11 protein-coding genes are annotated in these 13,087 nt (G+C 70.9%); 9 read left to right on the forward strand and 2 right to left on the reverse strand.

The window, feature by feature from the left end:
• Positions 1 to 30: 30 nt before the first annotated feature.
• Complete coding sequence (locus AB5J55_RS12280) at positions 31 to 906, reverse strand: MaoC/PaaZ C-terminal domain-containing protein (RefSeq protein ID WP_369270703.1); 876 nt, start codon at positions 904 to 906, stop codon at positions 31 to 33.
• Between the two features lie 304 nt (positions 907 to 1,210).
• Between AB5J55_RS12280 and AB5J55_RS12285 the strand changes: the two genes are divergently transcribed.
• Together AB5J55_RS12285 and AB5J55_RS12290 are read left to right on the forward strand one after the other, a co-directional pair.
• Positions 1,211 to 2,389, forward strand: a complete 1,179-nt coding sequence (locus AB5J55_RS12285; RefSeq protein ID WP_369270704.1) for a sensor histidine kinase — start codon at positions 1,211 to 1,213, stop codon at positions 2,387 to 2,389.
• 471 nt (positions 2,390 to 2,860) lie between these two features.
• On the forward strand, positions 2,861 to 3,493 hold the full coding sequence (locus AB5J55_RS12290; protein ID WP_369276166.1) for a response regulator: 633 nt from the start codon (positions 2,861 to 2,863) through the stop codon (positions 3,491 to 3,493).
• Positions 3,494 to 3,499: 6 nt separating this feature from the next.
• On the opposite strand, the gene AB5J55_RS12295 is transcribed toward AB5J55_RS12290, so the two are convergent.
• Positions 3,500 to 4,921, reverse strand: a complete 1,422-nt coding sequence (locus AB5J55_RS12295; protein WP_369270705.1) for an MFS transporter — start codon at positions 4,919 to 4,921, stop codon at positions 3,500 to 3,502.
• Positions 4,922 to 5,109: 188 nt separating this feature from the next.
• On the opposite strand from AB5J55_RS12295, the gene AB5J55_RS12300 reads away from it, so the two are divergent.
• The 7 genes from AB5J55_RS12300 (at position 5,110) to AB5J55_RS12330 (ending at position 13,078) form a co-directional block, all read left to right on the forward strand.
• The gene (locus tag AB5J55_RS12300) at positions 5,110 to 6,852 is read left to right on the forward strand and encodes an MFS transporter (RefSeq protein ID WP_369270706.1); all 1,743 of its coding nucleotides are present in this window, start codon (positions 5,110 to 5,112) and stop codon (positions 6,850 to 6,852) included.
• Positions 6,853 to 7,146: 294 nt separating this feature from the next.
• Positions 7,147 to 8,073, forward strand: coding sequence for an RICIN domain-containing protein (locus AB5J55_RS12305; RefSeq protein ID WP_369270707.1), 927 nt, complete (start codon positions 7,147 to 7,149; stop codon positions 8,071 to 8,073).
• Complete coding sequence (locus AB5J55_RS12310; RefSeq protein ID WP_369270708.1) at positions 8,031 to 9,266, forward strand: exo-alpha-sialidase; 1,236 nt, start codon at positions 8,031 to 8,033, stop codon at positions 9,264 to 9,266. The genes AB5J55_RS12305 and AB5J55_RS12310 overlap by 43 nt, the downstream gene beginning before the upstream one ends.
• An 89-nt stretch (positions 9,267 to 9,355) precedes the next feature.
• Positions 9,356 to 10,006, forward strand: coding sequence for a class I SAM-dependent methyltransferase (locus AB5J55_RS12315; RefSeq protein ID WP_369270709.1), 651 nt, complete (start codon positions 9,356 to 9,358; stop codon positions 10,004 to 10,006).
• A 63-nt stretch (positions 10,007 to 10,069) separates the two neighbouring features.
• Positions 10,070 to 11,014, forward strand: coding sequence for an N-acetylmuramoyl-L-alanine amidase (locus tag AB5J55_RS12320; protein WP_369270710.1), 945 nt, complete (start codon positions 10,070 to 10,072; stop codon positions 11,012 to 11,014).
• Positions 11,015 to 11,178: 164 nt separating this feature from the next.
• Positions 11,179 to 11,964 carry a hypothetical protein gene (locus tag AB5J55_RS12325; protein WP_369270711.1) on the forward strand — a complete coding sequence of 262 codons (786 nt, stop codon included), beginning with the start codon at positions 11,179 to 11,181 and terminating at the stop codon, positions 11,962 to 11,964.
• Positions 11,965 to 12,067: 103 nt separating this feature from the next.
• Positions 12,068 to 13,078, forward strand: coding sequence for an LLM class F420-dependent oxidoreductase (locus AB5J55_RS12330; RefSeq protein WP_369270712.1), 1,011 nt, complete (start codon positions 12,068 to 12,070; stop codon positions 13,076 to 13,078).
• The last annotated feature ends 9 nt before the right edge of the window (positions 13,079 to 13,087 follow it).

Raw genomic sequence — 13,087 nt, forward strand, 5'->3', positions numbered from 1 at the left:
TGCGGCTCCCCTCGTACGGCGTTTCTGGACTCAGGTGTGTTCGACGACTGTGTCGGCGAGGACGGGCGCGTCGTCCCGCTCGACGGCGCTCACGGCCACGCGGACGGTGCCCGCACCGGGCCACATGCGGATGCGCAGGGTCTCCCCCGGATACACGACTCCGGCGAACCGGGTGCCGTAGGACCGCACCCGGGTCACGTCCCCGCCGAGCAGCGTGTCGACGACCGCCTTGAGGGTCATGCCGTAGGTGCACAGGCCGTGCAGGATGGGCCGCTCGAAGCCGGCGACCTTGGCGAACTCCGGGTCCGCGTGCAGCGGGTTCCAGTCGCCGGAGAGGCGGTACAACAGCGCCTGGTCCTCGCGGATCGGCCGCTCGACGGTGCGCTCGGGCTCGCCGACGGGGGGTTCGAGGCGGGCGGACGGGCCGCGGTCGCCGCCCCAGCCGCCCTCACCGCGGATGAAGATCTGGGCGTCGTTGGTCCACAACGGGCCCTCGGCGTCCGCGACTTCGGTGCGCAGCACCAGCACGGCCGCCTTGACCTTGTCGTACAGGGCGGCGATCCGATTGGTCGCGGTGGCGGTGCCCGCCGCCGGGATGGGCCGGTGGATCACGAGGCTCTGGCCGCCGTGCAGGACGCGGGCGAGGTCGACCTCGATGCCCGGCATGGACAGTCCGCTGATCACTCCGGGCGAGCCGGAGCCCGCGACGGTGGCGAAGCTGGGCAGCACGTGCAGCCGGGACTCCAGGGTGTAGCGCAGTTCGTCGGGGTCGGTGGCGGGGCTGTGCCGGTCGGGATTGGCGGCGGCGCCGATGCCGAGGTGGTAGAGCTGGACGTCCTTGGAGTTCCAGGAGATCTCGCCGGTCCGGGGCTCGGCGGCGAGAGCCTTGGCTGCGTCGATGGGCATACGGCTCCTGAAGGTGGCGGAGTCAAGACCCCGGTACGGCCGTCCGCACCGTCGGCCGCACCGAGGTCGTCACGGGCCGTTCTAGAACGCGTTCCAGTCCGGCGCCCTCTGTATAGCCGAGCGCTCCGCAGTTGTGAAGGCTCCTGACGTGGCATCAGATCCGGTCTTACGTCCTTCTCCTCACCGAGGGCCGTGACATTTGTCCTGCCGGAGTGGTGACAACCGGACCTGCCGTACGCGGGCCTCGATCCGTAGCGTCTGAGCCAAGACACTGGGGACGGAACCGACGAACGGGGGACGGGACATGTCCTGGACGCGCAAGGTGTCGTGCACACCGGCTCCGCTGAGGGCCGGCAGGCTCCCCGACACACCGGGCCCGCACCCAACCGGCTTCGCCCTGCTGCCGTGGCTGCTGCTCGGGATGGGCTCCTTCTCGAACCTCTTCCAAGGGGAGACGCCCAACCCGTGGATCGGCGGCCTGGGGCTGCTCACCTTCAACTCGCTCTACATCTACGTATCCTTGCGCGCCTTCGTCAAGGAGAAGCGCGAGGCTCGCTCCACGCAGCTGGCGCTGGGCCTGCTGGCGGCGGTGACCTGCGGACTCGGCCTGGGCTACGGCGGCAGCTGGCTGCTGTTCTTCCCGCTGCTCGGCCTTGCGACGGGCGCGGTCGTACGGATGCCGCGGCTGCGTCCGGCCGGGGCGGCGGTGACCGTGCTCTCCGGCGGGGTCGCCTTCGTGCAAGACGGTTGGGGCGGCCTCGACATCGCGTACGCCACCTGGATCTCGACGATCGTGACGGCGGCGATCCTGTCCCTGTCCGAGGCCGTACGGGAACTGCGCGCCGCCCGCGAGGAGCTGGCCCGGCGCGCGGTCGAGGAGGAACGCCTGCGCTTCTCCCGCGACCTGCACGACCTGCTCGGCCACACCCTTTCCGTGATCGTGGTGAAGTCGGAGGCGGCGCGGCGGCTGGCCGTGCGGGACATGGACGCGGCCGTCGCCCAGGTCGCCGACATCGAGTCCGTGGGCCGGCAGGCGCTCACCGAGATCCGCGAGGCGGTGACCGGCTACCGCAGGGGCAGCCTGGCCACCGAACTGGACCGCGCCCACTCAGCCCTGGCCGCGGCGGGCATCACCCCGGCGTTCCACCAGTCCGGTCCTCCCCTCCCCCAGCAGACGGAGGCCCTGCTGGGGTGGGTGGTGCGCGAGGCGGTCACCAACGTCCTGCGGCACAGTGGCGCGGCCCGCTGCGAGATCACGGTGTCGGGCGATGTGGAGCGCGTCCACGTGACGGTGACCGACGACGGCTCGGGCACGCCCTCGACGGCGCCCCGGGAGGGCATCGGCGGTACGGGACTGCGGGGGCTGACGGAACGCCTCGCCGCGGCCGGGGGCACGCTGACGGCGGGGCCGGGGCCGCGTCAAGGGTTCCTGGTGCGGGCGGAACTGCCGGTGGAGGAACGGGAGTTGGCGCCCGTGGGCTGAGCGGTCGGCGCGCTGACCACCCCGGGAGGCGCGGGACGGTACCGGGCTGCGACTCCGCCGCCTCGGCGGGACCGGCTGCCGGCCCTGTCTGTGTCGGTGGTGCCGGGCACGCCGCGGCTCGGCTCGGCAGGCAGGAGCACGACCGCGTGGAGTCGGACCGGCACCGCAGGAGGAGGACGCCGTGCGGTCGCCGCCGCATTGCCGCACCCCCGCCCGCACCCCCGCATCGCCGCATCGCCGCATCCCCGCATCCCCGCATCGCCGCATCGCCGCATCGCCGCATCGCCGCATCGCCGCATCGCCGCATCGCCGCATCGCCGATCAGGATGCCGTCCCCGAGTCCGCGGACAGCACGCGGAGCGAGATCACCACCGGGGCACGCCCCCGTTCCTACCGGGGGCAGCCGCTTTTCGTGCCGACCGGGGACGGTCCGCCGAGCCCCGTGCGCCCTACTCTTGCCCCGTGAACGAGATGCCGCGGGATCACCGGCCCGCCAAGTCCATCCGGGTGCTGCTCGCGGAGGACCAGGGCATGATGCGCGGGGCACTCGCTTTACTGCTCGGGATGGAGCCGGACATCGAGGTCGTGGCGCAGGTGGGGACCGGGGACGTGATCGTGGACGCCGCCCTCACCCACCGCCCCGACGTGGCCCTCCTCGACATCGAACTCCCGGGCCGCAGCGGGCTGGACGCCGCGGCCGAGCTGCGCGACCAGGTCCCCGACTGCCGGGTGCTGATCCTGACGACCTTCGGCCGCCCCGGCTATCTGCGCCGGGCCATGGAGGCGGGCGCCGCCGGCTTCCTGGTCAAGGACGGCCCCGTGGAGGAACTGGCGGCCGCCGTCCGCCGCGTACTGACCGGCGAGACGGTGATCGACCCCGCCCTCGCCGCGGCCGCCCTGAGCGCCGGCCCCAACCCCCTCACCGCCCGCGAACGCGACGTCCTGAACGCCTCGACGGACGGCGCGACGGTCGCCGACATCGCGACCCGGCTCCACCTCTCCGAGTCGACGGTCCGCAACTACCTGTCCTCCGCGATCGGCAAGACGGGTACGCGCAACCGGATGGAGGCGCTGCGGGAGGCTCGGCAACAGGGGTGGTTGTAGGGCTGTTCAGGACTGCACGCCGCCCCTCCGCGGCAGCCAGACCACCATCAGCACCACTCCCCCGGCCAGCACCGCCGCCCCCGTCCGGAAGGCCAGCGCATACCCCTCCGTCAGCGCCGCCGGCGTATCGCTGCCGCCCGAGCGGGCCGCCGCCAGGGTCGACAGGACCGCGAGCCCCAGTGAACCGCCCATCGTTCGGGAGGTGTTGACGAGACCCGAGACCAGGCCGGCCTCCCCCGGCTCCGCGCCGGACGTGGCCAGGGCCGCGAGGGGTGTCGCCGCCAGGCCCGCGCCCAGCATCATCAGAATGCCCGGCACCATGATCGAGGTCAGGTACGCGCCCTCCACGCTCAGCGTCGACTGCCAGCCGAAGCCGCCGACCGCCACGAGCGTGCCGCCGGCCGCGACGGTGCGCGGGCCGAACCACCGCATGAGCAGCGGCGCCAGCTTGGAGCCGAGGATCACGGCCAGCGAGCTCGGCACCAGCGCCAGGCCGGCTTCCAGCGGGGTGTAGCCGAGCACGTTCTGCGCGTACAGCGTCATGAAGTACCACATGCAGAACATCGCCGACCCGCACAGGAACATCGCCACGTTCGCCGACGACACGGCCCGCGCCCGCAGCAGCCCGAGCGGCATCAGCGGCGCCGCCGTACGTGACTCCACGACGAGGAAGACGCCGATCAGGGCGAGCCCGGCGAGCAGGGGCAGGACCGTCGCCGCCGCCGTCCAGCCGGAGGCCTCCGTCTGCGAGATGCCGTACGCCAGCGTCGCCAGCCCCGCCGTCACCAGCACCGCCCCCGGCAGATCCGGCCGCCGCCGGTCCCCGGCCCGGCTCTCCGCGAGCCACAGCACGGAACCGGCCAGCACGACCGCGCCCACCGGCACGTTGATCAGCAGGACCCAGCGCCACGACAGTGCTTCCACCAGCAGCCCGCCGACGAGCCCGCCCGCCGCACCGCCGCCCGCTCCGACGGCCGTCCACGTGCCTATGGCCCGCGCCCGGGCCGCCCCCTCCGGGACCGCCGCCGTGAGGATCGTCAGCGTCGAGGGTGCCAGCACCGCCGCGCCCAGCCCCTGCACGGCCCGCGCGGCCAGCAGCTGCCACTCCTGCTGGGCCAGCCCGCCGGCCAGCGAGGCGAGGGTGAACACCCCGAGCCCGACGAGGAACATCCGCTTACGGCCGTACAGGTCCCCGGCCCGTCCGCCGAGCAGCATGAACCCCGCGAAGGCGATGGCGTAGGCGTTCACGACCCACTGCAGTCCCTGGGCGCTCATCCCCAGGTCGGCCCGCATCGAGGGCAGTGCCACGTTCACGACGGACACGTCGAGCACGACCAGGAACTGCCCCGCACAGGCGAGCGCCACCACCAGCCAGGTGGGCGGCGCGGTGCGGCGGGGGGCACGGGTGACGTCGGCGGCTTCGAGCATGCCTGTCATGCTCTCAACGACGGACGCTCCTGGCATCGGGAATTCGCCCTAGGCCAACGCCCGGACCGACCTAGGCCCTTCGCCGGGCCGACCAGCCACCACTCCCGTTCCCCAAGAGAAGGTCAAGATTTCGTTAGTGACCCAAAGCATCGGAATAGTTGCCCAGGCACACGGAGTTCGAGGTACACATGACACAAACGACGACCGAAAAGCCCACCGGCGGAGCGACCGGCCCCCTCGTCCCGGTCCTCGCCTTCGCGGGCATCGTTGTCGCGGTAATGCAGACCCTGCTCGTCCCCGTCATCAAGGACCTGCCGCAGCTGCTGAGCACCGAGCCCAGCAACGCCACCTGGGTCCTGACCTCGACTCTCCTCTCGGGCGCCGTCGCCACCCCGATCATGGGCCGCCTGGGTGACCTCTACGGCAAGCGGCGCATGCTCATAGCCAGCCTGTCCGTGATGGTGATCGGCGCGCTGATCAGCGCGTTCACCAGCACCCTCCTCCCCATGATCGTCGGACGCACTCTGCAAGGCTTCGCGATGGGCGCGATCCCGCTCGGCATCGGCCTGATGCGCGACATGCTGCCCCGCGAGAAGCTCGGCTCGGCCATGGCCCTGATGAGCTCCTCGATCGGCGTCGGCGGCGGTCTCGCGCTGCCCGCCGCGGCCCTGGTCGCCCAGCACGCGAACTGGCACGCCCTCTTCTACGGCGCCGCCGGCCTCGGCGTCCTCGCCATCGCCCTCACCCTCATCGTCGTACCCGAGTCCAAGCTCCGCGCCGAAGGCTCCTTCGACCATCTCGGCGCCCTCGGCCTGTCCGTGGGGCTCGTCCTCTTCCTCCTCCCCATCACCAAGGGCAGCGACTGGGGCTGGACGTCCGCCACCACGCTCGGCATGTTCGGCGCGTCTGCCGCCGTCCTCCTGCTCTGGGGTGTCTACGAGCTGCGCACGAAGGCTCCCCTGGTCGACCTGCGCACCACGGCCCGCCCGGCCGTCCTCTTCACCAACCTCGCGTCGATCATGGTCGGCGTGAGCTTCTACGTCGTCTCCCTGGTCCTCCCCCAGCTGCTCCAGCTGCCGAAGGAGACCGGCTACGGCCTCGGCCAGTCCATGGTCGTCGCGGGTCTGCTGGTGGCCCCGCTGGGCCTGACGATGATGTTCACGGCGCCGGTCTACGCCCGCCTCTCGGCGAAGTACGGCCCCAAGACCACCCTGATCCTCGGCATGCTGATCATCGCCATCGGCTACGGCGCCGGCCTCGGCCTGATGAGCGCCCCCTGGCAGAGCCTCGTCATCGCGGTGATCCTCGGCGCGGGCATCGGCCTCGCCTACTCCTCCCTCCCCGCCCTGATCATCGGCGCGGTCCCGGCCTCGGAGACGGGAGCGGCGAACGGCCTCAACACGCTGATGCGTTCCATCGGTACGTCGGTCTCCAGCGCCGTCATCGGCATGGTGCTGGCCAACACCGCGAACAACGTCGGCGGCATCGAGATCCCGACCATGCACGGCTTCCGCGTCTCCTTCCTGATCGCGACCGCCGCCGTCGCCGTCGGCCTCCTGCTGGCCCTCCTCCTCCCGAAGCAGCGTCCGGCCGCCGCCCACCCGCAGCTGCGCGCCAGCAGCGAGGAGGACGCCAACCTGGAACGCGCCGAGGAGGCCCTGCGCGGCTTCCGCGGCCGGGTCCTGGACGCCACCGGCACGCCGGTCGCCCGCGCCAAGGTCACCCTGATCGACCGCCGCGGCCGCCAGGCCGGCGCGACCCTCTCCGCGGACGACGGCAGCTACACCCTCACCGTCCCCGCCCAGGGCCCCTACGTCCTGGCCGCCCGAGCCGACGGCCACGCCCCGCTCGCCTCCTCGGCGACCCACGCGGGCGACGACACCCCGGTGGACCTGGACCTGTCGCTGCCGGAGGAGACGGTCTCGGCGTAGCCCGCCTCGCCACTCGCTTCTCGCTTCTCGCTGACGCCGTACCCCCTTGCCGCCACCCGGCGGGGGGTGCGGCGTCTTCGCGCACCCGGGAGCCGTCGATGACCCGAGGGAAAGTTTGCCGCCACGCTGCGCACCCTTGGCCAACCATTCCCCGCCATGTCACCCCGTCCGCATCGGCTTGTCACTCGGTGCCCGCATGCACACAACAAACCCCAAGATCCGTCGCATGTGCGGAAATCCGTCCAGCGCAGCCATGCGGCAACGGAAACGGAGAGATGGCTCGATGTCATGTCTATGAAAAAACCAACGCGCGTTCTGGCCGTCGTGGCCACGGTGTTGTGCTCGATCGCCGCCACGCTGGTGTACACACTCACCTCGTCCACCCCGGCGAAGGCGGAGGACGACTGGCGGAACCTCCGCAACCTCAACGCGGGAAGATGCCTGGCCGTCCCCAACTCCAGTACGGCCGACGGCACGGGCCTGGTCCAGTGGACCTGTAGCGAGAGCTTTGACCAGGACTGGATGTTCACCAGGGTGGCGGGCGGAAATGGCGACCGCTACCTCGTCCGCAACCGCTTCAGCGGCAAGTGTCTCGCCATGCCCAACTCCAGCCTGGCCGACGGCACACAGGCCATCCAGTGGCCCTGCGACAGCACCGGCAACGAGCAGGTCTGGGTCCACGACAGCTGGAACCGGCTGCGGAACCTGAACAGCGACAAGTGCCTGGCGGTCCCCAACTCCAGCACCGCCAACGGCGCCGCGATCATCCAGTGGACCTGCTCGACGAACCTGGACCAGCGCTGGGTGTGGTCCGAGGACACCTCCACCTACGCCCGTCTCTACAACTTCGGCACCGGCCAGTGCCTGGCCAACCCCGGCTCCAGCTACGACAACGGCATCGCGATGATCCAGTGGTCGTGCAGCAACAGCGACAGCAACTACTGGGCGCTCCAATCGGTGTCCGGGGGCTTCCGGGTCGTCAACAAGGCGAACGGCAAGTGCCTGGCACTCGCGGGCGCGAGTACGCAGAACGGCGCCAAGGTCATCCAGTGGCCGTGCGGCGGCGGCGACGAGCAGGTCTGGGTCCGCATCAGCCTGGACCGATTCCAGAACAAGAACAGCGGGCTGTGTCTCGCGATCCCAAGCTCCAGTCAGACCCCGGGAACGGAGGCCATCCAGTGGACCTGCTCGACAAGCGGGAGTCAGCAGTGGATGTGGTGACGCGCAGACGGGCATGGCCCGTACTCCTGACCGCACTCGTCCTCACCGTCCTGTCCGGCCTGCTGCTGCCGGGGTCGGCCGCCGCCGAGGGCACGTCGTCCGAGTCGACGGTCTACGCCAACGTCGTCACCGGGGGCGACGGCACGCGCACCCCCGACATCGTCAGCACCAGCGCGAACAATGCGGTCGTCGCCTGGCGGGAGGGCCTCCGGCCCGGCAACGTCGACATGGGGTACATCCGGTACTCGTACACCACCGACGGCGGCGCCAACTGGAGCCGCCCCCAGATGCTGGCCCAGGAGACCAGCGCGTTCGCCTGGCACTACGTCATCCTTTACAAGACGGGCAGCGAGTTGTTCGCGTTCCTCGGGCGCACCCCGATCGCGGACACGGACAATGACGACGGGAACGACAGCGCGGACGACGGGATCAACCACAACGGCCTGCCGATCAGCGACACCGTCGTCAAGCGCAGCACCGACGAGGGCCACTCCTGGCAGACGTACGCCGCCACCTTCCCGGCCATCCCCAACATGGTCTTCGCCGGACACCCGCTGAAGTGGACGAACCCCACCGACCTGGACGACGTCAGGCACGTCATCCCGTACTGGGCGAGCCAGCGGGAGAACGGAGTGCTGACCTCCAAGGACATGAAGACCTGGACGAAGGCCGGCTCGGTGGCCAACGGAAACGCCGACACCGTCAAGGCCGGCGAAAACCAGATCGCCGCCTCCCAGAGCGGCGTTCCCGCGAACGAAATGGTCATGGTCGCCCGCAGCAAGGACGACCACGCCATGACGGCCACGAGCCAAAACGGCGGCGCCACCTGGTCGCCCTTCGTACCGGACACCAGCCTGCCGAGCGCGGACACGTCCAAGGCCTACTTCACCAAGGACAGCAACGGGCAGTACCTGTACATCTACAACCACCCCGTTCGGAGCGCGGACCCACCGGACCCCGCCTACCGCGACGTCCTCTACTACAAGACCAAACGCCGCGACGGAAGCTGGAGCGCCCCCAAGTTCTTCGCCAACGGCACGGAGCCCCAGGTCGACTCTCCCGGCACCACAGGGGAGGGCTGGGACACATACGCGATGGCCGATCAGTACGCCCCGGGCAAATTCTTCGTCGTCTGGGAGTACGACACCAGCCGGATCAAGGTGAACAGGCTCGACATCTCCGACGCGCCCTGATCCGCCCCGCCGTACCCCCTGTCGCCCGCCGACCAGGGGGTACGGCAGCATGGGGCGCCTCGCCGCACCTACGACCGGAAGGCCCCGCGATGCCCCCAGCCCCCAAGCCCGAGATCCTGGCCGCGTTCGAGGCCTCGAAGGGCTTCATGCCCACGGGCGAGGGCCTGGCCCTGTACGCGGCTGCCGTGGAGGCCGGCCGTCTCGGCCTCCCCCTCCTGGAGGTCGGCACCTACTGCGGCCGCTCCACCATCCTGCTCGCCGACGCCGCCCGTGAGGCCGGCGTGACCGCCCTCACGGTCGACCACCACCGCGGCAGCGAGGAGCAGCAACCGGGCTGGGAGTACCACGACCCGCAGACGGTCGACCCCGAGATCGGCCTGATGGACACGCTGCCGACGTTCCGCCGGACCCTGCACCGGGCCGGCCTGGAGGAGCACGTGATCGCCCTCGTCGGCCGCTCCCCGCAGGTCGCGAAGATCTGGAACTCCCCGCTCGGCCTCGTCTTCATCGACGGCGGCCACACCGACGAGCACGCCACCGCCGACTACGAGGGCTGGGCCCCGCATGTCGCCGAGGGCGGCCTGCTCGTCATCCACGACGTGTTCCCGGACCCGGAGGACGAGTTCACCGGGCAGGCGCCGTACCGGGTGTATCTACGGGCACTGGAGTCCGGGGCGTTCACGGAGGTGTCGGTGACGGAGTCACTGCGGGTGCTGAGGCGGACGGGCGCGGGCGTCTGATCCCTGACTCCGCTCGACCGTGCCTCCCGGCGAAGGCCATGTTCGGCCCGTATGGTGTCAGGCGTGTCGTACGTAGGTCCGGACTTCGATCCTCCCCAGCCCCGCCGCAACCGCCGCCGAACCCTGACCGTCGCGGTCGCCGCGCTGGTGCCGGGAGCACTGCTCGGCTGGGTGATGTACGAGGCCGTGGGCGGCCCCGGCAACGGAGACGGCTCCGGCACCGCCGCCGTACGGCCGTCGCCGCCCGCGTCGGACTCGGCGCCGACGGTCTCCTCCACGAACGACGACAAGCCGCCGGGCCCGACCCCCACCGCGGACTCCACGTCCGCCTCCGGCCCCCTCCAGGGCAAGGTCGTCGTCATCGACCCGGGCCACAACCCGAACAACTTCCAGCACACCGCCGAAATCAATCGCAAGGTGAACATCGGCACGAACTGGAAGGAGTGCGACACCACGGGTACGTCCACCAACGACGGCTACACCGAAGCCAAGTTCACCCTGGACGTCGCCCACCGGATGCGCACGCTGCTCCAGAAGCAGGGCGCCACGGTCAAGTTCACGCAGGACGGCGACCGGTCGTGGGGTCCCTGCGTCGACGAGCGCGCCGAGATCGGCAACAAGGCGGACGCCGACGCCGTCGTCTCCATCCACGCGGACGGCGCCGGCGCCGGCCAGCGCGGCTTCCACGTCATCCTCCCCGGCAAGGTCGACGCGGGCGCCGCCGACACGGGCCCGATCGTCGCCCCCTCCCGCGCCCTCGGCGAGCGCATCGCCGGCTCCTTCGTCCGCGTCACGGGCAACGCCCCCTCCAACTACATCGGCGACGGCACCGGCCTCGTCACGCGTAGGGACCTCGGCGGTCTCAATCTGTCAACGGTTCCCAAGGTGTTCATCGAGTGCGGCAACATGCGCGATACCAAGGACGCGGCGTTGCTCACCAGCGACGCGTGGCGGCAGAAGGCGGCGCAAGGGATCTCTGAGGGAATCGTGAGTTTCCTGCGCGGGTAATGGTCCACGGGTTGATCCCGGCGGACACCCTCGTCGGTCGGACGATAAGGTCATTCCTACGATGAGGGGCCACCCCCGCGCTTCACTCAGGGGCCTGACGGCGACATGGTGACAGCGACGCCTCCAACGATGCCGATGTTGAGACGACTGACGAAGGACCTGAAGTGAATATCCGCTCCCTCACTCGAGGCGACGGCGTGGTGATCGGAGCAGCGGTATTGCTGTTCATCGCGTCGTTCCTCGGTCTGTCCGGCTGTGACGCCCCGGGAAACATCTGCGATTCGTACGAGACCCCGAACGCATGGGACAGCCTCGGGCTCGGTCTCGGTGTGTACATGGGTGGCGTGATCGGTGGTGCGCTCGTCGTGATCGCGCGCCTGCTTCCTGCTCCTCGTAAGGTCGCGGGCCTTGAGTTGGGACCGGCCGGCACCGTCCTGGCCATCGCGACGGCATGGATCATGCTGTGGAACCTGATCGACGCCGAGAACGCCGGCGCCGGCCTCATCCTCGGCTTCCTCGCCGCCCTGGCCCTCGCCGCCGGCGCCATCGCCACCCCCCTCGTCCCCGCCCTCCAGGCCGCCCTGCTCCCGGCCCCCCGCCCCGCCGCGCCCCAGCCCTACGGCGGCCAGCCGCAGGGCGGTTACGGCTACCCGGGTGCCCAGCAGCCGCAGCAGCCGTACGGTGGGCAGCCGCAGGCCGGGCAGCCCTTCGGGGGTGGGCAGCCGCAGGCTCCCGCGCCGGCGCCTGCCGGGGACTTCTCCCCGTTCTGGTTCGCCGTGCCCGTGCCGCGCCCCCTGTTCGCGGAGGACGGCTCGCCCGCCCCGATCGCCGAACTCGCGCCGGGCACCTGGTACCTGGCCGTCGAGCAGCGCGGCGCCGCCCTGGTCGCGCAGACGCAGGACGGCCGCCGTGGCGTGCTCCAGGACACGTCGGGTATCCAGCGCGGCTGAGCCCTATAAGCCGTACGACGGCCCCTCACCCTTCCCGGTGAGGGGCCGTCGTCGTACAGTCGCAAGCCTCCAAGCACATCTGACGTACCGTCAGGAGGCGGACATGCGGCTCGGGCTCGCACTCGGATACTGGGGCCGCGGCCCCTCCGCGGACCACGTACCCCTCGCCCAGGAGGCGGAGCGGCTCGGCTACGACTCCGTGTGGACCGCGGAGTCGTGGGGCTCCGACGCCTTCACGCCGCTGACCTGGATCGCCGCACAGACCTCAAGGATCAAGCTCGGTACGGCCGTTGCGCAGATGGCCGCTCGCTCCCCCACGACCACCGCGATGCACGCGCTCACCCTCGACCACCTCTCCGGCGGCCGCATGATGCTGGGGCTCGGGCTGTCGGGGCCGCAGGTGGTGGAGGGGTGGTACGGGCGGCCGTTCCCGAAGTCGCCGTTGACCGCGACGCGGGAGTATGTGGACGTCGTACGGCAGGTTCTCCGGCGTGCGGCACCCGTCGAGCTCGACGGGCGTTTCCATTCCCACCCCTACCGCGGTCCGGACGCCACCGGCATCGGCAAGGCGCTGAAGCCGATCACTCATCCCCTGCGCCCGGACCTTCCCGTGCTCCTCGGCGCCGAGGGGCCGAAGAACGTCGCCCAGACCGTTCGCATCGCCGACGGCTGGCTGCCGTTGTACTGGTCGCCGAGCAGACCGGACGTGTACGGGGAGGCGGTCACCGATCTTCCCGAGTGCTTCCTCGTCGCCCCCATGGCCCGCGTCCAGGTCTGCGACGACGTCTCCGAAGGCCTCCTCCCCGTGAAGGCCATGCTCGGCTTCTACATCGGCGGTATGGGCCACGCGGTTCGCAACTTCCACGCCGACCTCATGGCGCGGATGGGGTACGAGGAGGAGGCCCGACGGATCCAGGAGCTGTTCCTCGGCGGGCGTCGGCGCGAGGCCGTACTCGCCGTGCCCGACGCGTTCGCCGACGAGATCTCCCTCGTCGGGCCCCCTGAACGCATCGCCGAGCGGCTGGAGTTGTGGCGCAAGGGCCCGGTGACCGATCTGCTCGTCCTGTCGCCCGACCCGCACACGCTGCGGGTGCTCGCCGAGCTCAACTCCTGACCCGGACGC

Origin of the sequence: Streptomyces sp. R11 (genome assembly GCF_041051905.1) — a bacterium.
In the GTDB taxonomy this organism is placed as follows: domain Bacteria; phylum Actinomycetota; class Actinomycetes; order Streptomycetales; family Streptomycetaceae; genus Streptomyces.

Coding starts and splice junctions, on each gene's coding strand:
- AB5J55_RS12280 (WP_369270703.1), bottom strand. CDS start 906: ATGCCCATCGACGCAGCCAAGGCTCTCGCCGCCGAGCCCCGGACCGGC.
- AB5J55_RS12330 (WP_369270712.1), top strand. CDS start 12,068: ATGCGGCTCGGGCTCGCACTCGGATACTGGGGCCGCGGCCCCTCCGCG.
- AB5J55_RS12305 (WP_369270707.1), top strand. CDS start 7,147: ATGAAAAAACCAACGCGCGTTCTGGCCGTCGTGGCCACGGTGTTGTGC.
- AB5J55_RS12290 (WP_369276166.1), top strand. CDS start 2,861: ATGCCGCGGGATCACCGGCCCGCCAAGTCCATCCGGGTGCTGCTCGCG.
- AB5J55_RS12300 (WP_369270706.1), top strand. CDS start 5,110: ATGACACAAACGACGACCGAAAAGCCCACCGGCGGAGCGACCGGCCCC.
- AB5J55_RS12315 (WP_369270709.1), top strand. CDS start 9,356: ATGCCCCCAGCCCCCAAGCCCGAGATCCTGGCCGCGTTCGAGGCCTCG.
- AB5J55_RS12285 (WP_369270704.1), top strand. CDS start 1,211: ATGTCCTGGACGCGCAAGGTGTCGTGCACACCGGCTCCGCTGAGGGCC.
- AB5J55_RS12295 (WP_369270705.1), bottom strand. CDS start 4,921: ATGCTCGAAGCCGCCGACGTCACCCGTGCCCCCCGCCGCACCGCGCCG.